The 20,151-nt window shown below is 54.9% G+C and carries 18 protein-coding genes and 1 tRNA gene; 15 read left to right on the top strand and 4 right to left on the bottom strand.

What is annotated here, in order from left to right:
* Positions 1 to 118 precede the first annotated feature (118 nt).
* The 6 genes from MKX70_RS27400 (at position 119) to MKX70_RS27375 (ending at position 6,416) form a co-directional block, all read left to right on the top strand.
* Positions 119 to 1,213: a quinone-dependent dihydroorotate dehydrogenase gene (locus MKX70_RS27400; protein WP_042235052.1), complete on the top strand. Its 1,095-nt coding sequence runs from the start codon at positions 119 to 121 to the stop codon at positions 1,211 to 1,213.
* A 27-nt stretch (positions 1,214 to 1,240) separates the two neighbouring features.
* Positions 1,241 to 2,053, top strand: a complete 813-nt coding sequence (locus tag MKX70_RS27395; RefSeq protein ID WP_039299775.1) for a GTP pyrophosphokinase — start codon at positions 1,241 to 1,243, stop codon at positions 2,051 to 2,053.
* Positions 2,019 to 2,501: a DUF309 domain-containing protein gene (locus MKX70_RS27390; RefSeq protein WP_331281912.1), complete on the top strand. Its 483-nt coding sequence runs from the start codon at positions 2,019 to 2,021 to the stop codon at positions 2,499 to 2,501. The genes MKX70_RS27395 and MKX70_RS27390 overlap by 35 nt, the downstream gene beginning before the upstream one ends.
* 95 nt (positions 2,502 to 2,596) lie before the next feature.
* Positions 2,597 to 4,162, top strand: coding sequence for an RsmB/NOP family class I SAM-dependent RNA methyltransferase (locus tag MKX70_RS27385; RefSeq protein WP_042235056.1), 1,566 nt, complete (start codon positions 2,597 to 2,599; stop codon positions 4,160 to 4,162).
* A 3-nt stretch (positions 4,163 to 4,165) separates the two neighbouring features.
* Positions 4,166 to 4,930, top strand: coding sequence for a pseudouridine synthase (locus MKX70_RS27380; RefSeq protein WP_042235058.1), 765 nt, complete (start codon positions 4,166 to 4,168; stop codon positions 4,928 to 4,930).
* A gap of 682 nt (positions 4,931 to 5,612) precedes the next feature.
* A complete protein-coding gene (locus MKX70_RS27375; RefSeq protein ID WP_042235060.1) occupies positions 5,613 to 6,416 on the top strand; it encodes a Cof-type HAD-IIB family hydrolase in 804 nt (267 codons plus the stop codon).
* A gap of 543 nt (positions 6,417 to 6,959) precedes the next feature.
* On the opposite strand, the gene MKX70_RS27370 is transcribed toward MKX70_RS27375, so the two are convergent.
* Together MKX70_RS27370 and MKX70_RS27365 are read right to left on the bottom strand one after the other, a co-directional pair.
* Positions 6,960 to 7,049: a sporulation protein YjcZ gene (locus tag MKX70_RS27370; RefSeq protein ID WP_197073075.1), complete on the bottom strand. Its 90-nt coding sequence runs from the start codon at positions 7,047 to 7,049 to the stop codon at positions 6,960 to 6,962.
* 115 nt (positions 7,050 to 7,164) lie between these two features.
* Positions 7,165 to 8,571, bottom strand: a complete 1,407-nt coding sequence (locus MKX70_RS27365) for an RsmF rRNA methyltransferase first C-terminal domain-containing protein (protein WP_042235064.1) — start codon at positions 8,569 to 8,571, stop codon at positions 7,165 to 7,167.
* A 190-nt stretch (positions 8,572 to 8,761) separates the two neighbouring features.
* Between MKX70_RS27365 and MKX70_RS27360 the strand changes: the two genes are divergently transcribed.
* The 3 genes from MKX70_RS27360 to MKX70_RS27350 are packed head-to-tail and all read left to right on the top strand — an operon-like array spanning position 8,762 to position 14,675.
* The gene (locus tag MKX70_RS27360; protein ID WP_042135763.1) at positions 8,762 to 9,898 is read left to right on the top strand and encodes a glycosyltransferase family 4 protein; all 1,137 of its coding nucleotides are present in this window, start codon (positions 8,762 to 8,764) and stop codon (positions 9,896 to 9,898) included.
* 4 nt (positions 9,899 to 9,902) lie between these two features.
* Complete coding sequence (locus MKX70_RS27355) at positions 9,903 to 11,372, top strand: metallophosphoesterase family protein (RefSeq protein ID WP_081956469.1); 1,470 nt, start codon at positions 9,903 to 9,905, stop codon at positions 11,370 to 11,372.
* Positions 11,373 to 14,675 (top strand): AAA family ATPase, encoded by a 3,303-nt coding sequence (locus MKX70_RS27350; protein WP_340841272.1) that lies wholly within the window; start codon positions 11,373 to 11,375, stop codon positions 14,673 to 14,675.
* On the opposite strand, the gene MKX70_RS27345 is transcribed toward MKX70_RS27350, so the two are convergent.
* Positions 14,662 to 15,789 (bottom strand): YkvI family membrane protein, encoded by a 1,128-nt coding sequence (locus tag MKX70_RS27345; RefSeq protein WP_340841271.1) that lies wholly within the window; start codon positions 15,787 to 15,789, stop codon positions 14,662 to 14,664. The two genes, MKX70_RS27350 and MKX70_RS27345, sit on opposite strands and share 14 nt — an antisense overlap.
* A 177-nt stretch (positions 15,790 to 15,966) precedes the next feature.
* Between MKX70_RS27345 and MKX70_RS27340 the strand changes: the two genes are divergently transcribed.
* From MKX70_RS27340 to MKX70_RS27320, 5 genes are all read left to right on the top strand, one after another.
* A complete protein-coding gene (locus tag MKX70_RS27340) occupies positions 15,967 to 16,536 on the top strand; it encodes a xanthine phosphoribosyltransferase (RefSeq protein WP_042235070.1) in 570 nt (189 codons plus the stop codon).
* Between the two features lie 108 nt (positions 16,537 to 16,644).
* A complete protein-coding gene (locus MKX70_RS27335; RefSeq protein ID WP_039309077.1) occupies positions 16,645 to 16,962 on the top strand; it encodes a hypothetical protein in 318 nt (105 codons plus the stop codon).
* A gap of 131 nt (positions 16,963 to 17,093) precedes the next feature.
* The gene (locus MKX70_RS27330) at positions 17,094 to 17,312 is read left to right on the top strand and encodes a hypothetical protein (protein WP_042135771.1); all 219 of its coding nucleotides are present in this window, start codon (positions 17,094 to 17,096) and stop codon (positions 17,310 to 17,312) included.
* 125 nt (positions 17,313 to 17,437) lie between these two features.
* The gene (locus MKX70_RS27325) at positions 17,438 to 18,229 is read left to right on the top strand and encodes an SDR family oxidoreductase (protein WP_340788199.1); all 792 of its coding nucleotides are present in this window, start codon (positions 17,438 to 17,440) and stop codon (positions 18,227 to 18,229) included.
* Complete coding sequence (locus MKX70_RS27320; RefSeq protein WP_340841270.1) at positions 18,226 to 18,903, top strand: AlkZ-related protein; 678 nt, start codon at positions 18,226 to 18,228, stop codon at positions 18,901 to 18,903. The genes MKX70_RS27325 and MKX70_RS27320 overlap by 4 nt, the downstream gene beginning before the upstream one ends.
* A gap of 414 nt (positions 18,904 to 19,317) precedes the next feature.
* On the opposite strand, the gene MKX70_RS27315 is transcribed toward MKX70_RS27320, so the two are convergent.
* A complete protein-coding gene (locus MKX70_RS27315; protein WP_042135775.1) occupies positions 19,318 to 19,776 on the bottom strand; it encodes a hypothetical protein in 459 nt (152 codons plus the stop codon).
* Between the two features lie 187 nt (positions 19,777 to 19,963).
* Between MKX70_RS27315 and MKX70_RS27310 the strand changes: the two genes are divergently transcribed.
* Positions 19,964 to 20,047 (top strand) — tRNA-Leu (locus tag MKX70_RS27310).
* Positions 20,048 to 20,151: the final 104 nt, after the last annotated feature.

Raw genomic sequence — 20,151 nt, 5'->3', positions numbered from 1 at the left:
GAACAATCGCTGCGGCAAAAAACTTTTCTTTTCACCCGGAAACGGATAAAATTAAGAAGAAACCTATAGATACGGGAGTCGCCCTGCGATTTGTGGTTCCCTTGAAGGAGCGAGAACGGTGCTGTATCGACATTTTGGTAAACCAATTTTCTTTAAAATGGACCCGGAGAAGGCGCACCATCTCGTCATAGGCGGACTAAATAAAGCGAATTTAGTTCCCGGCGGGAGTGCGGCGATGCGCCTCATGTATGGTGTTCCTGAGACTGCTGATCTGGCAGTGGATCTGTTTGGCGTGCATTTCCCGACACCGGTAGGCTTAGCTGCAGGACTGGATAAGAATGCTGAAGCGGTAGGAGGCTTCTCTTCAATCGGCTTCGGATTTATGGAAGTAGGCACTGTGACGCCGCTGGGCCAGCCGGGCAATGACAGCCCGCGGTTATTCCGTCTATTGCCCGACAAGGCGCTGATTAACCGGATGGGCTTCAACAATGAAGGCGCAGCGGCCATGGCTGAGCGTCTGAAGGGGATGAAGAAGCGCAGGATTCCGGTTGCGGTCAATATCGGGCGCAACAAGTCCACCCCGAATGAATTGGCGCATGAGGATTACCGCCAGTGTATCCGTACGCTATATCCGTACGGTGATTTTTTTGTGGTCAATATCAGCTCGCCAAATACGCCGGATCTCCGGAGTCTACAGCATGGCAGTGAGCTCTCGAACCTGCTGAGCCAGGTGAAGGAGGAAATGGAGCTGCAGCGGGTGAAGACTGGAGAAGCCAAAGGGCTGCTGGTGAAGATCGCTCCTGATGTCAGCGACGGCGAGCTGGAATATATGGTACATACAATCACAGAGGCTGGAATGGACGGCGTGATTGCCACCAATACAACACTTGTCCGTGAAGGTCTGAAGAGTGACAAAGCCGGTGAAACGGGAGGACTCAGCGGCCAGCCGCTGCGCGACCGCTCCACAGAGATTATCCGCAGAATCTACAGCCAGACCGGCGGCAAGCTGCCGATTATCGGCTCGGGCGGGATTTTTACAGCCCAGGATGCTTATGACAAAATCCGGGCAGGCGCAAGCCTGGTCGAAATTTATACAGCACTCATCTATGAAGGGCCGGAGGTTAACCGCAAAGTGCATGCCGGATTACGGCAGCTGCTGCGGCGGGACGGTTTCCGGGGGCTCCTAGAAGCGGTGGGCGCTGATCATCACTGAAGGATGAATGGACAGGAGGACAAGGCGATGGACGTCAGGGACTGGGGAACTTTTCTACTTCCATATGAACAGACTGTGGAGGAATTGAAGGTTAAATTTAAGACAATGCGTTCGGAACTCAAGAAAAGAGAAGAATATACACCGATTGAGTTCGTAACCGGACGTGTAAAACGGCTGTCGAGCATACTTGAAAAGGCTAAGCGGTTGAACGTGAAAATGGAGGATCTGGAGACGGGCATAGAGGATATCGCCGGCATTCGCATTATGTGCCAATTCGTCGAGGATATCCGCAGAGTGGCGGAGTACATCCGCGCCCGCAAGGACCTTGAAGTGTTATATGAGAAGGATTACATCACTAATTACAAGGAGAGCGGATACCGCAGCTTCCATATGATTATCAGATACCCGGTACAGACTGCGCTCGGGCAAAAGATTGTACTGGCCGAAATTCAGATCCGCACGCTGGCGATGAACTTCTGGGCGACCATTGAGCATTCGCTGAATTATAAATACCGGGAGAGCCTGCCGGATGAAATGCGCGTCCGCCTGAAGACTGCAGCGGAAGCGGCGTCGATCCTGGACAGTGAGATGTCCAGTATCCGTGAGGAGATTCTGGAAGCCCAGAAGACCTTCGAGGAGAACTCGAATACGACGACCCAGCTGCTCAAAGCCATCCATCAGCTGTATTTCTATCACCTCGTGAACGAAGCGATTGAGTGCCAAGAGAGGTTCAATGCCATCTGGCAGGTGCAGGATATGGATGCTATGCGTGAGCTGCTGGATCATGTACGGGAGCTGCTCTCGAATGCCAAGAAGGGCAGCCAGCCGGATGGCCTATGAGCCGCTGTACCTGGAGTATCTGATCTATTTCAACCGGGACAGGGATTACTTCGAATGTCATGAGGTACTTGAGGAGCTATGGCTGGAACAGCAGCGCGACCCGCTCTACAAAGCATTGTTGCAGGTAGCGGTCGGACTGTATCATTTCCGTAACGCCAATGTGCGCGGCGGACGGATCATGCTGAGGCAGTCCTATGAAGTACTGCGTGGATATCCGGCGGTAACCCTCGGGATTGATCTGGCGAAGCTGGTTCAGGAAGTGGGAGATTATGCCGCCCGGCTTGAAGCTTATGTAGAGCAGCCGTTTCCCTATTATGATCTGACGATCTGTATTATTGACCCTGTGCTGGAAGAAGCGGCGCGAATGACTGCGCAGTCTCTTGAGCCGCAGGTTCCCCAGCGCCGCGGGCCGCAGCGGCCGGATAGACCCAGGCATAGAGCGGATTGAATATAGCAAAGCATAGAGCAGATTGAATATAGCAAGGCAACATTAGGAGCACCCGCAGGGGTGTTCCTTGATTATTTGAGCAGGAGGACGGCATCATGGCGGCACAACTGCCCGGGCTTTTCATGGAGCGCATGAAAGAATTGCTGGGAACTGAGTACGATCAATTTGTGGATACATATAAGCAGTCTCCCTACGGAGGAATCCGCGTAAATACGCTGAAAATTACTGTGGACGAGCTGCGCGGACGATCCCCTTTCGGGCTAGAGCCTATTCCCTGGTGCCCTACCGGTTTCTATACCGGAGAGGGAGCCAGACCCGGCAAACACCCGTATTATCATGCCGGGTTATATTATATCCAGGAGCCCAGTGCCATGGCGCCCGTCGAATTGCTTGGCGTTCAGCCGGGTGACCGGGTACTGGATCTGTGTGCTGCGCCCGGCGGCAAATCCACGCAGATTGCCGCCAAGCTACAAGGCGAAGGTCTGCTGATTACCAACGACCTTCATCCGGAACGGACGAAGGCACTTGCCAAGAATCTGGAGCTGTATGGAGTGCGTAACGGAATTGTACTGAATGAGAGCCCGGAGCGGATTGCAGCCGCATTCCCCGGGTTCTTTGACCGGATACTGATTGACGCGCCTTGCTCCGGTGAAGGCATGTTCCGCAAGGACGAGGATATGGTCAAGCAGTGGGAACCGGAAACTCCGGCCAAATATGCCGGTATGCAGCGGGATATCCTTGCGGCGGCAGCGGCAGCGCTGAAGCCGGGCGGAACGGTCGTGTACTCGACATGTACCTTCGCCTTGGAGGAGAATGAAGAGATGATTGATGACTTCTTATCCGGTCATCCGCAGTTCTCGCTGGTACCGGTGGGCGGCAGCGGTTCTTTTGCTGCCGGATTAGGTCCATTGCCGGGTGCCGCGCGGCTGTGGCCGCATAAGGTCATGGGCGAAGGACACTTCATGGCTGTTCTGCGGCATGACGGAAGTCCTGATATAGCCGGAGAGGCAGGTATAGAGGCAAGAGCAGACCTCATAGAAGCAAGGGCGGACTTCAAAGAGGCGACCGTATCCGTATCTCCGCGTAACCGGGATAACAGGTCTGCTTCCCCTGTCAAAGCTTCGGCAGGTAAAGCTGAGAACGGGCGCGGAGGTAAGGGCGGACGGGGGCCTGGCAAAACTGGAGCTGCTGCCGGACGGCAGCTTCAGGGAACCGGGGAAGAAGCATCGCTTGCGGTATATGCTGATTTTATTCAGGAGCTGCTTGGGACGATGCCCGCCGGATATCCGGTATGGTTCGGAGATCACTTGTATCTCTCGCCGTTGCCGCGTAAAGCGCTGGACGGACTGAAGACGATCCGACCGGGCTGGTATGTCGGACATATGAAGAGCGGCCGATTTATTCCCGGGCATCCGCTGGCAACAGCCTTGCATCCTGCGGAGAGCAGCCGAAGTGTGTCGCTGTCCAGTGCAAGCGGTGAAGCTGTCTCCTACCTGAAGGGAGAGACCTTGTCGATTCCGCAGGAACGTCTGTCCATTAAGGCCGGTCATGCCTCCAAAGGTTACACGCTCGTCTGTATTGACGGCTTCAGCGCAGGCTGGGGCAAATGGCAGGACGGTATGCTGAAGAACGAATATCCCGCAGGCTGGAGGTGGACATAGATTATGAGTGGAGCAGGAAATACGAATAAGAAGCAGCGGATCGATAAAATATTGTCCCATATGGGTATTGGCTCACGCAGCGATATCCGCAAGCAGGCGAAGCAGGGGATGATTACGGTGAATGGCGCTGTCGTCAAAGACAGCGGATTTCATGTAGACCCCGGGCAGGACATGATCGAGGTTGGCGGTGAGCCGGTTCTTTACCGTGAATACATCTATCTGATGATGAATAAACCGCCAGGCGTCCTGTCCGCGACTGAGGACAAACGTGACCGTACCGTTCTGGATCTGCTTAAAGCTGAGCATGCGCTGTTCGAGCCGTTCCCGGTGGGACGGCTGGATAAGGATACTGTGGGCCTCTTGCTGCTTACGAACGACGGCAAGCTGGCTCATGAGCTGCTGTCCCCGCGTAAGCATGTACCCAAAACCTACGAAGCTACGGTCGAAGGTGAGGTCGATGCGGCGGATGTGGCCGCTTTTGCAGCCGGGGTGGAGCTGGAGGATGGGTATGTGACGCTGCCAGCAAGCCTAAGGATTCTGAGCAGAGAAAGAGGCAGCAAGGTGCTGTCGTATATCTCGCTCACGATCACGGAGGGCAAATTCCATCAGGTGAAGCGGATGTTCGTGGCGGTCGGGAAGAAGGTCGTTTTCCTGAAGCGCGTATCGATGGGTGAGCTGAAGCTGGATGAGAGCCTGCCGCTCGGCGCCTGCCGGGAACTGACTGCTGAAGACCTGGAGCTTCTGCGCCGGGGCGGAGCGGAGGAATAAGCTAGCGGATATAAGTGATGGAGCAGCATATCCAGCAAATGAAGAGCAGACCTGGCAGATTGCCAGATCCTAAAGGGTGCAAGGCTAATACAACTTCGGCGGACCGCCGGGGCTTGCATGTAATAAAGGTGAAACGACTGTACGCCGGACCGTAGCGGATGTTAGCTAGCTAGTACAACTTCAGAACTGAAAAAGCGAGTGTATTCAACAATGCTGCTTTTGATATGCTTCGTCCAAATGGAAATTCAGTGATAGTTGTATAATGTACAATTAAAAACAGCGAAAAGGGATGCTTACGTCTTATAACTGTATTCTGTACAACTAAATCTGCCCAAATGGGTGACAACCAAGGTACAATGGCCCTTTAATTGTACGAAATAGTGGAGGTGCGTGCTAGCGTTAAGGTCTGTTAGCACGAAAATACATTCTTGTTGGAGAAATACAGGCGTTGCCTTGTAAGGACAGGAACAGTCACGTGGAATGAGTACAGGAGTTTTAAACTTACGTATGGCTCACTTACAGTACCTCCGAGACTCACGCACTATTCAGCCGATTTTGGGCAGCTGTGCGGGTGAAGGATTTACACAACCTTTGATATAAACGGAATCTTAGTTGATGGGGGTTAGGTAAGCTTTTGAGACAGAGTGAGGTATATTATACAGAGAAATAAGGATGGTGGAGTATGAAATACAAGCTGATAGCACTTGATGTGGATGGAACGCTGCTGAACGATGATCATCACTTAAGTGACGAGAATAAAGCGGCCATTGCCGAGGTTACCCGCCAGGGCGGCCAGATCGTATTGTGTACAGGGCGCAGCCCGCAGAATTCGATTCCGTTCATGGAAGAGATGGACTTGTCGGGGTATGTGCTGGGGCATAACGGAGCAGTGACGGTGAGTGTGAAGGACCGCAAAGTACTGCACCAGTATGGAATGGACGCTAGGGGACTCGATCCGTATATCGCGTATTGCCGCGAACATGATATCCATTTCGATGTTAACACTGCATTCGATATGTATGTCGATAATGTCGAGAACTTGACCAAAGAAGCCAACTTCATGTACGAGCATTTCCGCATAATGCCTGCATCTCTGCCTGCTTGGGAGGATTTCCGCGAACCGATTGTGAAATTCACCGTGTTCACGCAGTCTGATATTCTGGATGAAGCACAGCGTGAATGGGCTACCTGGGGAGAACAGTACAATATTCTGCGCAGCGGAGAGTTCTTCGTGGACTTCATGCACCCGGAAGCCTCCAAAGGCAATGCCCTGAAGAACCTGGCCGCAGAGCTGGGCATTCCCCAGGAGCAGGTCCTGTCGATCGGCAATTATTATAATGATATTTCTATGCTGACGTATGCCGGCCTGGGTGTTGCTATGGACAACTCACCGCTTGAGGTCAAAGCAGCAGCAGATGCGGTTACCGGAACGAATAATGACAATGGTGTACGCGATGCGCTGGTGAAATACTGCCTGTCTTCTTGACTTCTGTCTTGGTAAAATTCTGGTTCTCCGGTAAATGCTCCGCTTAGATATTCTTTGAGTTACTCGGCGTAGGCGTTTTGTTGCGCGGTAGAATGATTGGCCCGGCGGTGTGCTAAGTAGAAAAACGTCATCTAATTATGCGGAAATCTGCAGTTACAGGGCAGCAGTTGGAAAAAAGACACTTAATTTCACTCCCTCTGTAGAAAATCGGGAATCTGGGCGAAATTAGTGACGGAAATCCACTTATTATTGGCAAAGCAGCAGAGACAGAATGATTAAGTGTTGAAAATCCAACTATTCCCACAGCCCGGGCTGCTTCACAGCATTCAGGATCAGTGAAGCTTGCAGAAGACGAAGACTTACATAAAGCATGGTTCAGTGCCTTGGGGGCTCTGTGCTGTGCTTTTTTTGTGGAGTTCCGTTCGGATAATAAGAAAAAAGTATATAAAAAGCGCAAATAAAAAACGCAAAAAAGCAGCCTTGCCGCTCCTGAAAGGAACGGCCGGGCCGCTTGTGTCTATACGCTATGCTGCTAAAGCGGAATTAGACAAACAACGAACGGGAAATGATAACGAGCAATATGAAGAGCACCAAAATCGCACCGGTCGATGTGAAGCCTGGAACTGCACCCATGTCTGATTCCTCCCTTGACTCATGTCTGTTCCCATTGCCGCGTTAGTAGTTCAGCGGAGCTCCATGGGATAATGACATCATATGCGTGAGGAGGCTTCCTGAACTGGTCAGCAGCCTAAACCTCATCAACATGGGCTTTCAGAATCCGCAGGCCCTTGGGCAGGTGATTCTTCAGCTGGCCGGAGCTGGCTTTGCCCCAGCCTACAGACAAGCCATCCACGCTGACCAGCGTCCAGCCATGCAGGCTGGCCGGAACGGGCAGACTCTCCCCGCGCAGCCAGGCCTGAATTTCCGGCCCGGCGGATGGCATATCATAGCTCCGCGCCGCCTGATCCGGTCTCAGCGCCATGGCCAGAGCGTGGGCGGGTTCAATCCGGTTTTTCTTCAAGTGGGCAATATGCAGTCCGGCACGCGGAACCTTAAGGCCGTCGAGCAGGCCGGTGTGCAGCCGGTCATTGAATGCTTCGGGCAGCAGATACAGGGAATCACCGAAGAGAAGCGGTACGCCGCTCCCGGCAAACCCGGGCAGTTCTACCGACGACCAGCTCATAAACTGCTGATAGGCATCCCGGAGCGAGGCGTTTACTTTCGGACTGTTCTTGCCGCGGTCTCCGCGTTTGCTGCGGCCTTGGCGCTGTGAGGCTTCGGTATCTTGCTCTACAACTGCCTTGCGAAGCAGGGCTACGAAATGCCCTTCGCCTTTTTCCAAATGAGGCCACAGCCGTTTCGTAACGATCAGCTCCATATCGGGATAGCTCTGTATGAAGTGTTCGATCGTCTCTTCGTTTTCTTTGCGGTTAAAGGTGCAGGTCGAGTAAGCCATACTGCCGCCCGGCTTCAGCATGAGGTAGGCATCCTGCAATATATCCCACTGTCTGGCAACACACATCTCCACATGCTTCGGTGACCATTCGCTTACGGCAGCAGGATCTTTGCGGAACATTCCTTCACCCGAGCAAGGCGCATCAAGCATAATCCGGTCAAAGACTTCAGGGAACCGCTTGGAGAGTTCCCCCGGGGTTGCCGAGGTGACAAGCACGCTCCCTATCCCAAGCCGCTCTACATTTTCTGCGAGTATTTTGGCCCGCTCCGGATGTATTTCATTGGATATCAGCAAGCCTTGTTCCTGCATCAGCGCGGCAATATGGGTGGTTTTGCCGCCGGGAGCGGCAGCAAGATCGAGCACAGTCTCCCCGGGAAGAGGTCCAAGCAGCTCAGCTGCGGACATTGCCGAGGGCTCCTGAATATAATATAGTCCGGCGGTATGATAAGGATGTCTCCCCGGCCGTGCAGGCTCTTCATAATAAAATCCTGCCGGACACCAAGGTACCGGCGACAGACTAAATTGGGATATTGCTTGCTCCGCTGCGGCGCGGCCCGGATCTGAAATGCTTTTTAAACCATTGAACCGCAGACCTTGAGTCCGCCGTGCCTGATAGCTCTCCAGAAAAGCGTCTGCCGTATCCCCCAGCATCTCTCTAATGTCAGCGGTGTAAGCGGCAGGCAGCCGTTCTTCATTCATACTTCATTCTCCTCTAGTCAAAATCCAAGATAAGTAAAGCTGTCATCTTAGTTGCTGTTTCAGGTAGATACCGATAAAATCAAAGTATGGACTTTAGCGTACCTGTAATTGTACTTCTACATATACACAACTATATCATAATTGCCGGGTCTCACCGTAATCAGGGCAATTGTAAAGGGAGATGTACCTTATGAACTTGCTGCAAGCGCTATTCTTCCCGCCGGAGCAGCCCGGTGGTGTATCTTCTATGATCCCTTATCTGCAGGAACGCTTCCGTTCCAGCCGCTGGGAGATGGATTTGTTCTGGCTGCCCAAACGGATCCGGGGCAAGGGACGCGAAGAAATTGTTTTTGAAACCTTTGACTGGACGCAATATGGCGAAAGTCCGGTTGTGCAAAAATATATCCAAACCTACCGCGATTATATTTGGTGGACGAAGCTGCGGATGAGCAAAAGCTATGATCTGATCCATGCCCATCACCCGATTGCCGGGCTGGCGATGAAAAGAATATATCCGGAAATTCCTTTAATTCAAACGCTGCACTCCAGCTATGAGCGCGAGCTGATTCTGAACGGAGCCATCCAGGAGGGCGGCCTGGAGCATCAGTTTCTGGTCTCGATTTACCGGGAGCTGGAGCATGTCAGCGACAGGCTGATGACGGTTTCGCGCGCTTTTGCCGAATATTTAACTCCTTATATAGATCAGCCCGGCAGCATCGGCGTCATTCCGAACGGATTCGACGAGAAGAGATTCAAGCCTGTGCCCCATGACAATGATATTCCGCAGCTGGTCACTGTTACCCGTCTGGTACCGGCCAAAGGAATAGATACACTGTTCAAGGCTTGTGCCGAGCTCAAAAAGCGGGGCCATGAATATGTGCTGCATATTATCGGGGATGGACCGAGCCGGGCGGAGCTGGAGCAGCTGGCGCAGGATCTGGGAATTTATAATGAAACGATCTTTTACGGCTATACGCTGCATCCGGAGGAATTCATGCCGTTCTTTGATATTTTTGTCCTCCCTTCGCGGGCGGAAGCGTTCGGGTCAGTCTTTGCGGAAGCTGCACTCAGCTGCCTCGCACTTGTCGGGACGAATGTCGGCGGGATTCCCGAGCAGATTGAAGATGGCGTCAACGGGCTGCTGGTGAATCCGGATGATGAGCTGGGACTGGCGGATGCCCTTGAGAAAGTGATCAGTGATCCCGGCTACCGTTATGAGCTGTCCCGTTCGGCCTGGGATAAGGCCAAGAGCCTCTATTCCCTGACCCGGGTAGCCAATGAACTGAAGAAGACATACCTGCAGTATCAGCCGGGAATGAAGGGGTGAGGGTATGATTCCTTTTCGATTCCTGCATGCTGCGGATCTGCACCTGGACAGCCGGTTTGCAGGGCTGTCCCATCTGCCGCAGGCTATACGCTCCTATCTCCGGGAGTCCACCTTCGCCGCCCTCGGGCGGCTTGTTGGCGTAGCTATAGAGCAAAGGGTAGATTTCGTAGTCATCAGCGGGGATGTCTATGATGTCTCCGATGCCTCTCTCCAGGGTCAGCTCCGGTTCCGGGAAGCCCTGGAGGAACTCGGGCAGCACGGGATTCAGGTGTTCCTGATTCACGGAAATCATGATCCGCTGGACGGGCCGCGTCTTGCAGCGGCACCTCCTGATCACGTTACAGTGTTCGGCGGCAGCGAACCGGAACAGGCCATCGCCCGCCGCAGAGAGGACGGCAGGGAGGTAGCCGTGATCAGCGGGATCTCCTATCCGACTGCCAAAGTGACTGAGAATACGGCGCTGCGGTTTAACCGTCAACCGGGCAGCAACCTGTTCCACATTGCGCTGCTGCACGGCAATGTGGACGGGGATCTCCAGCATGAGACGTACTCTCCCTGCAGCCGCAAGGATCTGATCGGGAGAGGCTACGACTATTGGGCGCTGGGGCATATTCATAAACGCAGTATTCTGCATGATCGTCCGCCCATTGTCTATCCGGGAAATATTCAGGGACGGAGCATCAAGGAAACCGGCCCTAAAGGCTGCTACACCGTCCAGGTGGATGCAGAAGGTGCTGCGTCACTGACCTTCCATGAACTGGACAGTGTGCGCTGGCAGGTCCGTGAGATCCCGGTGGAGGGTCTGGCGGATGAGGCTTCGTTAACGCGAGCCGTTGAGAATGCGGTTGAAGACATCCGGGAAGAAACACCGCAGCTGATGTCTGTCGTAAGGTTCCGTCTGACCGGGCGGGGTGCTATACATAAGGTGCTGACGGAGAAGGGGGCTGCGGAGGATCTGCTCGCTGAGCTGCAGCGGAGGGAAACAGTCCGTGCGGAACGTAAGGAGTATGCAGGTCTCGTATGGACCGAAGGCTTCGCTATGGAAACGGGACTGGCGATTGACCGGGGCCGTCTGCTGCTGGAGGACAGCTTCCTCGGCGAAATGCTGCGGCTTGCCGGACGGAGCGGCGGGAACGACCAGGAGCTGGAGGAGCTGATCTCCACTGCGCTAAGGCCGCTAATGGAGAATCAGGAGCTGCGCAAGCTGCTCATGTCCACAGGGAGCGAAGAGAAGCGGGACTGGCTAAGCAGGGCTGCGGAGCTGGGCACTGTGCTGCTCAGCGGAGTGGAGGAGCAAGCCGGTGTACCGCAGGGTCCTGCGGCAGGAGAAGAGCTTCTGTCTGCCCGGGCCAGCGGGTCCTTGGAAAGAGACGGAGCCGGCGGATCAGCGGTGAGTAAGGCGATGCCGGAGGAAGAGGGCAGTGACGGGGAAGCGGCGGACCTGACTGTATGGCGAGAGCGGGGGGGATGCTGAATGAAAATTGAGTCTTTGCGGATTGACGGCTATGGCCGTCTGGCCCGGCGGGAGATGAAGCTGAATGAGGGGGTCACTGTGCTCTTCGGGCGTAATGAAGCCGGCAAAAGCACTACCCTGCAGTTTATCCGCGCGATGCTGTACGGCATCCCCGGCCGGGCGTATCCTGCCGAGCGGTATGAGCCGCTGCAAGGCGGAATACATGGCGGGGTGCTGAATGCGCGTGACGACACAGGCGCCCTCTGGACGATCCGGCGGTTTGCTTCCGGCGGTGAAGGACCGGGAAGAGGCGAGAAGCTGCAGATTACACTTAGCCATCCGGATGGAACCACTGAGGAGCTGCAGCAGGCTGAGCTGGAGCGCCGCCTGCTGGGCGGCATCTCGCGGAGTATGTTCCGCCAGCTGTTCGCCGTCTCGCTGGACGAGCTGCAGGAGCTTGGCGCGCTGCAGTCCGGTGAGATGAGCAGCTACCTGTTCCATGCCGGGATGGGCGGCGGCGGCGAGATTATGCGGGCGGAGAAACGCCTGGTCCAGGATGCCGAGAAGCTCTACAAGCCACGGGGCAAGGTGCAGGATGCCGCCAAGATTCTGCAGTCTATTGAGAAGCTGGAACGGGAGGTAGCGGAGAGCCGCTCCTATCTGCCCAGATATAATGAGAATACGCTGGCTCTGGAAGCGGTAGAGCAGAAGCTGTTACAGATGAAAGATAGCCGGGAAACCGCGGCAGACCGGCTGCTTAAGCTGCGGAAGGCACAGGAGATCCGCGAGCTGTGGCTGAAATGGTCTGAAGCCCGTCTTGAGCTGGCAGAGCTTCCGCAGATTGATGCGTTCCCTGAAGCTGGGGTGGACCGCTGGAAGTCACTGGAGGGCGATCAGCGGGGATTGGAGGGTGCGGCGTTCCGCCTGGAACGGCTGAAGGCAGACCTTGCGGCTGAGCTTGCCGCGAAGCCGCCTGATCCCCTGCTGGAGCAGCAGGGGCCGGCTCTCGAAGCGCTGGACCGCAGACGGGGCAGCTATGAGGACAAGCGCACGGAGCGGCAGCGGCTGACGGGCGAGCTTGCCGCGCTGGGCGAACAGCTCCAGCGTACCCTGCGCAGCATTGGCGCGGGCTGGAGCGCCGCTGAGCTGGGGGGCTTCGCAGCCAGCGCGGCGGACCGGGAAGCCGCGCGGCGCTACGCTGCGTCATTTGCCGGATACGACCGGCAAATGGAGACCAGGGGCGCGGAGCTGCTGAGCCTCCGCGCCAGAACGGCCGCCGCCAGTGCTGCGCTGCAGGCGGCCGAACGCCAGCTTGCGCAGGGGTACGCAAGCGGCGCAGCGGACTTCGCGGGCATTGCGAAGCGCAGCCCGCGTGAACTGCTGCAGCTGTGGGACGAGCTGCAGCAGGCCGCCGAGCGCTGGCGCGAAGCGCTGCTCGGCGGCTCTGCAGGCGGCGCGGAGGTCCCGCGCCGCAGAGGCACTGCCGCCGGGGACAGCCGCCCCGGCGGGAACGGGCGCCGGGCTCAGCGCTACCGGCGCCTCCTGCAGGCGGGCGCAGCGCTTACGCTGCTGCTGCCGCCTGCGCTGCTCTTGACCGGCGCGCCGCCGGTCAGCGCATGGTCCGCGCTCGGCCTGCTGGCCGCAGCGGACCTGGGGCTGTGGGCCGCCCTGCGCGCAGCGGCGGCCGTTAATCCGCCGCCTGCGCCGGGCGGCGGGGAGGCAGGAAAGGCCGCAGCGGAGATGCTGCGGCTGCGCGGGCTTTTGCTCTCCGGGGCGAAGCCGGAGAGCGGCATACAAGATGCCGGCGGGCTGGAGGCCGGGATGAAGGAGCTGCGCCGCCTGATGGAGGCGTGGAACGCCTGGCGCCAGCGCGTCGAACGGCAGACCTCTGAAGTCGAGGCCTGCCGCACGGAGCTCGCGGTGCTGGCCGGACAGGAGCGGGTACTGGCAGAGGAGCTGGACCATGCCGAAGCCAGCTTCACGGAGCTGGCCGCTCGTTATGAAGAATGGCTGCGCCAGCGGGGGCTGCCGGAAGGGCTCTCACCGGACGGCCTGCCGGATATCTTCGCCCTGGCGGAGCAAGGCAATGAACTGCTGCGCCAGCAGGGCAAATTATCCCTCCGGCTCAGCGGACTGGAGTCAGAGTGCGCTGCTTATGAGCAGGAAGGGATGATTCTGCTTAGAGATACTGAGGCTGCTGCCGATGCCCGCAGGGATCACTCCTCTGTTACTTTGAGCTCTCCCGTACATCCCAACTCACAATCAGGCCCGCAGCCGGAGCCCCAAGCTGAACCTCCTGCCGGAGCCCGGGCTTCAACTCAAGCTTCACCGGACTCTCTTTCACTGCTAACCTGGCTGGAGCTGCGGAAGCGGGAATGGGAGGCGCTGAAGACAGAGCTGCTGCGCAGGGAGAGTATAGAGGCGCGGCTTACCCAAGTTCATGAGGAACTGGCTGCGAACCGGAGAGAGCAGAAGGAGCTGAACGGGCGGAGCAGCAGGCTCCTTCAGGAAGGCGGCGCTGAGAACGGCGAACAATTCCTGCGCCGTTCATCGGCCTGGATGAGGCATAGTGAGCTGACGCGGTCGGTACGGCAGTGGGAGCTGGCTATGTTTGGCGGATGGGAGCAGGAAGGCAAGGCAGAACTGCTCTTGCTGCTGGAGCATCGGGATGCCCGGGTGCTTGAACAGGAACGTATGGCGGCGGAAGAAGCGGTGTTAAGCCTGGAGGAAGAACGCAGTTCCCTGCTCCAGCAGCGCGGCAAGCTGCTGCAGGAACGGGAGGACCTGAGGGGGCGGTGCATGGAGGACTCGGCGCTTCAGCAGCTGGAAGAACAGCGGGCGGCGCTGCATAATCTGGCCGGGCAATATGCGGTAACGGCGCTGGCGGCCGAGCTTATGGGACGGACGCGGCGGATCTATGAACAGGAGAAGCAGCCGCAGGTGCTGCAGCTTGCCTCTGTATATTTCTCTAAGCTGACGCATGGGGAGTACCGCCGGATCGTAATGACTCTGGGGCACAAGGAGCTGAAAGCGGAGCATAAGGATGCCGGGCTGATGGACAGCGGACTGCTTAGCCGGGGGACGGCGGAACAGCTGTATCTGGCGATCCGGCTGGCCCTTTCGGAGACCATGAGCAGTCAGGTGAACCTGCCGCTGTTCTTCGACGATTTGTTTGTCAATTTCGATGAACACCGCTTACATGCGGCTCTCGGATTACTGGGCGAGTTGTCGGTATCCCGGCAGATTGTGATGATGACCTGCCACCGGCATGTGGCCGAAGCGGTGGCGGGGATCATACCTGCTGCTGCGGTTATTTCCGTGTAGTCCGGATCACCGGCTTAACCGCCACAATGGTGATGCCCTTACCTCCGGTTCCAGAGGCAGGCGGACCGCTTGGCCGCGGCGGCTGTGACATGGGAGCACGCATCAGCATGACCGCCCACACCAGGCACAGGGCGCCGAAGATCGGGTAGAATACCCCGAGCAGGGAACTGAAGCCGAATTGGCTGAACACATAACAGACCAGCATAAGCAGCGGGGTTACCAGGGCTGGAGCGACCGGCAGGCGCTGCTGCAGTTGAACGCTAACCCCGTAGATGTCAGCGACGAAGGTACTGAAGATTTCCATGAAGATCAGCAGCAGAAAAATCGTCTGCACGATGGGACCCAGCCGGAAGGCGATGCTGCCCATCGGGATCTCGAACTGCAGAATTCCCGGCATTTGTGAACTCATGGCAAAGTGGGCTGCCAGCAGCATGAACCCGATTCCGGCTCCGCCCAGAATCCCTCCCCGTACAAGCGCCTGCTCGTCCTCGGTATGCCGGGCCAACGGAACAAGCACGGCCTGGGCCATGCCTAGGTTAAAGGCGGTATACAGGAGCGGAGACATCCAGGCACCGAAGAAGCTATGGTCTGTCGGCAGGAACAGGAATCGGTCTGCACCGGGAACACCCAGCGTATTAAATACAATAATTAGCGACAGAGTAAGCATCAAAGGAACCACCAGGCTATTGATTTGCAGGATTCCGGAAATGCCCCGCTTCAGCAGCAGATAGGACCCGAGAATCGTGAGCAGCAGCCCCGCCTGATAGGGCATTCCGAGATGCTCCTTAAAAATAGCCCCGGCACCCGCCAGCATAATGCTGTTCACGCCAATCAGAATAATCATGGTGAACAGGCTGATGCTGGAGCCGACCTTTTCTCCAAACAGATGGCGGTTGAAATCTTCATAGGAGTCTGCCTCAATCCGCCGGGCGATAATCATCATTTTGGTGCCAAGCCAAATAAATATCGCGGTGGAGAACAGGATGGTCAGCAAGGCCCAGTGGCCGTATCTTGTGAAGAAACGGAGAATCTCCTGGCCGGTGGCGAAGCCGGCACCCACAATGGTGCCAATATAGGTAAAAGCGATCTGCAATGTGCGGACTCGGGACTTCATGGTTCTCCTCCTCTGAATGCTGCGAAGATTTAAATAGCGGTGCGGGCAGGATTGCCTTGTGCAGTCCGCATAGTACAGGTTATGATGAGGAACAGAAGGACATGACTTCCGCCTAGTGAATAAGCTGTTATTACAGTGGAACGTCTGGAATTATAAAGGTAATGGAGGTTCAAAGTCATGGAATTATTGAAACAGCGGATTTTGGAGGAAGGGGTCGTCATTTCGGATCAGGTGCTGAAGCTGGACGGTCTGCTTAACCACCAGGTTGATCCGATGCTGACGATGGAAATGGGACGGGAGTTTGCCCGCAGATTTGCTGAGGCTGGAGTGACACGCGTAGTTACCGTGGAGTCTTCGGGTATTGCCGTGGCATTTGCCACCGCTTATGAGATGAAGGTGCCACTGGTCTTTGCCCGGCGCAAAAAAACGCTGCTCGCTGATCCCGATGCCCTATGCGAACGGGTGCCGTCTTTTACCAAAGGGATCGTCACGGATATCATGCTGTCCCGCCAATACATCTCGGAGCATGACAAAATCCTCTTTATCGACGATATCATCGCCAACGGAGACGCCGCGCGCGGCCTGATCAAGATCATCCAGCGTTCCGGCGCCGAGCTTGTGGGTCTGGGCGTAGTGGTCGAGAAAAGCTTCCAGGCTGGCGCCCGTACAATCCGGGAACAGGGTATTCGTCTGGAGTCGCTTGTCGATATTACCTCTCTTAGTGAGGGAACGATTACTTTCGGGTAGGATTTAAGTGACAAATACAGGAACATAGCCTATTTTTGAAACAACTGCTTTTCACCCTATAAGTTTTCCTTTATAATAAAAATTAGACATGAGAGAGGAGGCGTCACAATGGGGAAAGAACCGGTGACAGAGCAATTTTTTATTGATAAACTAACCGAGGCTAAGGATCACTTCGAACGTGCGCTGGATTGCAAACACACGGAGTTCGACGATTTGTACCCCTATATGATCGAACATCCTCAGTTTTTCTGGTACAAACGCTACGTAGCTTGGTCGGAGCTTCTGACAATCACAAGTTTATGTGAAGAGCTGTCCTTCAACTGGAGACAGAAATTCACGGATCATCAGGTAGAATATCTGGAACAACGGGTGATGTCCGCTAAAGTTCTTGACTTCTGGTTTGAGAAGAATGAAGCGCTGATATAAGAACTTCATAAGACATACAGACTTACTTAGTTCATAACTAGACCCGGATGATTTATCATTTGGGTCTTTTTCATGATTCGATTTAGGCAAATATTGGACAAGCTAAGGATAGAGAGGGGAGTAGAACAATTATGATTAGTGATGAACAGCTCGATGCCTACCGGATTTCCGGTGAAAAGATACGTGTGGTGCGCGATGGACTGGAGAGCAATGATGTGAAGGGGATTGTGCTGGCCTGGGATGAGTCCCAGGTAATGATCCGGCGTCCGAATAAGCGGGTAGTGAAGCTGGACCGGAACTATCTGTATCAGCCGTTCAGCGAGCCGAGACCGGAAGCAGATACCTTATAAACAGCAAACGGAATACGCTGAATGCCCTTTATTAATTACAGCTTTACAATCAGCAGAGTGCGCTCCAGAGCGTACTTTTGCTGATTATGCGGGACCCTTATATTGAACTGCCTGAGGAGGAGCATATGAACCATCAGAATAAAATCTCTGTCATCACCGGCGGCGCTAACGGAATTGGACGCTGTATAACGGAGGAGCTGCTGAAGGCGGGAGCGGTGGTTGCCTGCATAGATACCGATCTTGCGGCCGGACGCTGGCTGGAGGAGCAGTATGGAGCGGAGCGGCTGTTGTTCTATCCGGGAGATATTGCGGAGCGTTCGGTCATTGAGGATTTCACCGCACAGGTTATCAGCAAATTCGGACATGTGGATTACCTGATTAACAATGCCTGCATTAGCAAAAAAGGCCTGCTGTCGGAGTGCAGCTACGAGGATTTCGAATATGTGCAGCGGATCGGGGTAACTGCGCCATATTATTTGACACTGCGGCTTAAGGAATATTTCGCTCCGGGAGCGTCCATCGTGAATATCTCTTCAAGCCGGGAGCGAATGTCCCAGCCGGATACGGAGAGCTATACTGCCGCCAAAGGCGGCATTGGTGCGTTGACCCACGGCCTTAGTGTAAGTCTGGCCGGTAAAGTGCGGGTGAATGCGATCAGCCCCGGTTGGATTGATACCACTGCCTATCAGGGTACGGGAGAAGCAGCGGACCCGGTTCATTCGGAGCCGGACCTGCTGCAGCATCCGGCTGGACGGGTAGGCACACCGCCGGATATCGCGGCTATGGTGCTTTTCCTGTGCAGTGATGCTGCAGGGTTCATCACCGGGGAGAATATAAAGATCGATGGCGGAATGTCCAAGCTGATGATCTATCACGGGGACGAAGGCTGGACTTATAGTCCGGGAGGGCAGGCATGAAGCTGCCAGTAATTAAGAATGCGCGGGAGTTAGCCGGTCTGGTGCGTGAGATAGGTTTCCTTCCTTTATTCCGCTGTGAGATTGATGGTTTCTCCCTGCAGGAATGCACGCCTGCGGGCTACTGGTTCGTGAAGGATGTGGAGGGGCCGTGGGAGTGGCGTGAGGAAGTTGCCGCAGGGGGCGAGATCGCTTATGCGAAGCTTTTTAACAAAAAAGCCGGGTTTATCAGCAAAGCATGGTACCCTGACTTCGCCAATTACCGCCGGGACGGATACGACTTCGACGCCAGATATGATGATGGACTAGCCTCCATGCCCAGCAAACAAATTATGGATGTGCTATTGGAACACAGTGAGGGACTACTCTCCAATGAGCTTAAGCAGCTGGCCGGCTTCGGGAAAAACGGGGCTAAGGGCTTCGACACCGCAATGACGCATCTGCAGATGCAGACCTATATTACAGCCAGCAGATTTGAATACAAGCAGGATAAAGAGGGGCGTCCGTACGGCTGGGGAGTCGGGCGGTATGCGATGAGTGAGCATGTATACGGGGAAGAATGGGTTACCTCGCGTTACGCTGATAAGCCCGCGGAATCGAAGTCACGGATTGCTGAGCATGTGGCGAAGCTGTTCCCGGATGCAGAGATGAAGGAAATTGAAAAGGTCATTAAGTAGGGGAGCGCCGCGCCCGATACAGATTGAACTTTTATCATATTTCTTATTAGATCCTGCACAGAATACAACATTTTCCTCCGGAATTCGGCCCTAATCCGAAGTTGGTGTATAAAAGGCAACATCTCTCTTTGTTCTAGCGGTTTGGTGGAGGAATTATTGTATTTCATACAACAATCTGTCCGAATGCCCAAGTATCGAGGAATCAAAGTTGCAATACGTACAAGAATTATGCCTATGTAGTGTTAATTTAACAATCTCAGGCTCGCTCTGCGGACAACGGGACAGGTATGAGGAATGGAATGGTTCCGCTTTTGTTGAAATTCAAACTATATGGAACCTCTAGGAAGTGTAGGTACACAAAGAGCCTCGTCCAGTAAATAGGACGAGGCTCTTTGTGGATTAACCAGTAACGGCCTAGAAAGATAAGGCCATCTGCTCGACACGTTCTTCACGGGGAAGAACGGAGGCAAGCTCGGCACCCAGCCCGAGATAAGCGCGCATGCGCAGCATCATCTCGTTGCGGAAGCCGGGCCATAGGATATGGATATCCCCGGAGTATCCCCGGCAGGTATACTCGGCCGTAACTCCGCGCTGATCCTGGCGGATGGTATTGATCTTCAGCTGATGCGACGTAAGCTCACGGGTAACCTCCTGCAGCATCAGCGAAGTCTTCTTCGTGGCGCTGGAGACCAGCTCCATGTAGAGCTGTGGAGTCTTGAAGAGACCGCTCTTACCAATAACTCGGCAATCGCGCTCAAACACTTTATGGATAAACGTTAGCAGCAGATAGCTTCTGACAAGGGACAATTCGTCTTTGGTTATATCTTCAGGAAGTGTTGGTGTGATTAGGGTGTTTCTCTTGGTAGTCGCCATATAAATCACCTCATTTATAGTATGCGAACCTTTGTTCTCATTATACATCTTTTGGGTAAGTAAATGCAATATTCATCTTGAAAATTATTGGAAATAAACAAAATTAAAAAAATATAAAAAGGTTGACTCTGAAATCCCAGCATGATAAGATCTATCTTGTGACTGCGTAAGCAAGTCAACCGAATATGCGGTCATGGCGGAATTGGCAGACGCGCTGGCTTCAGGTGCCAGTGATAGCAATATCGTGGAGGTTCGAGTCCTCTTGACCGCATCATATTTATCAAATACAGGTTCTGAATCGGCTTTGTATAGCCGGGTTAGAACCTGTTTTTTTGTGGGCAGATAGTTGAGGCCGTTGCTCATCCCTTGGGCCAA

The sequence above is a fragment of the Paenibacillus sp. FSL R7-0312 genome, from assembly GCF_038004445.1.
Classification (GTDB): Bacteria; Bacillota; Bacilli; order Paenibacillales; family Paenibacillaceae; genus Paenibacillus_AQ.
The sequence above is the reverse complement of the archived record's forward strand: the minus strand, read 5'-3'. Positions and strand labels throughout refer to the sequence as shown.

Coding starts and splice junctions, on each gene's coding strand:
- MKX70_RS27395 (WP_039299775.1), top strand. CDS start 1,241: ATGGACGTCAGGGACTGGGGAACTTTTCTACTTCCATATGAACAGACT.
- MKX70_RS27390 (WP_331281912.1), top strand. CDS start 2,019: ATGCCAAGAAGGGCAGCCAGCCGGATGGCCTATGAGCCGCTGTACCTG.
- MKX70_RS27385 (WP_042235056.1), top strand. CDS start 2,597: ATGGCGGCACAACTGCCCGGGCTTTTCATGGAGCGCATGAAAGAATTG.
- MKX70_RS27380 (WP_042235058.1), top strand. CDS start 4,166: ATGAGTGGAGCAGGAAATACGAATAAGAAGCAGCGGATCGATAAAATA.
- MKX70_RS27375 (WP_042235060.1), top strand. CDS start 5,613: ATGAAATACAAGCTGATAGCACTTGATGTGGATGGAACGCTGCTGAAC.
- MKX70_RS27370 (WP_197073075.1), bottom strand. CDS start 7,049: ATGGGTGCAGTTCCAGGCTTCACATCGACCGGTGCGATTTTGGTGCTC.
- MKX70_RS27365 (WP_042235064.1), bottom strand. CDS start 8,571: ATGAATGAAGAACGGCTGCCTGCCGCTTACACCGCTGACATTAGAGAG.
- MKX70_RS27360 (WP_042135763.1), top strand. CDS start 8,762: ATGAACTTGCTGCAAGCGCTATTCTTCCCGCCGGAGCAGCCCGGTGGT.
- MKX70_RS27355 (WP_081956469.1), top strand. CDS start 9,903: ATGATTCCTTTTCGATTCCTGCATGCTGCGGATCTGCACCTGGACAGC.
- MKX70_RS27350 (WP_340841272.1), top strand. CDS start 11,373: ATGAAAATTGAGTCTTTGCGGATTGACGGCTATGGCCGTCTGGCCCGG.
- MKX70_RS27345 (WP_340841271.1), bottom strand. CDS start 15,789: ATGAAGTCCCGAGTCCGCACATTGCAGATCGCTTTTACCTATATTGGC.
- MKX70_RS27340 (WP_042235070.1), top strand. CDS start 15,967: ATGGAATTATTGAAACAGCGGATTTTGGAGGAAGGGGTCGTCATTTCG.
- MKX70_RS27335 (WP_039309077.1), top strand. CDS start 16,645: ATGGGGAAAGAACCGGTGACAGAGCAATTTTTTATTGATAAACTAACC.
- MKX70_RS27330 (WP_042135771.1), top strand. CDS start 17,094: ATGATTAGTGATGAACAGCTCGATGCCTACCGGATTTCCGGTGAAAAG.
- MKX70_RS27325 (WP_340788199.1), top strand. CDS start 17,438: ATGAACCATCAGAATAAAATCTCTGTCATCACCGGCGGCGCTAACGGA.
- MKX70_RS27320 (WP_340841270.1), top strand. CDS start 18,226: ATGAAGCTGCCAGTAATTAAGAATGCGCGGGAGTTAGCCGGTCTGGTG.
- MKX70_RS27315 (WP_042135775.1), bottom strand. CDS start 19,776: ATGGCGACTACCAAGAGAAACACCCTAATCACACCAACACTTCCTGAA.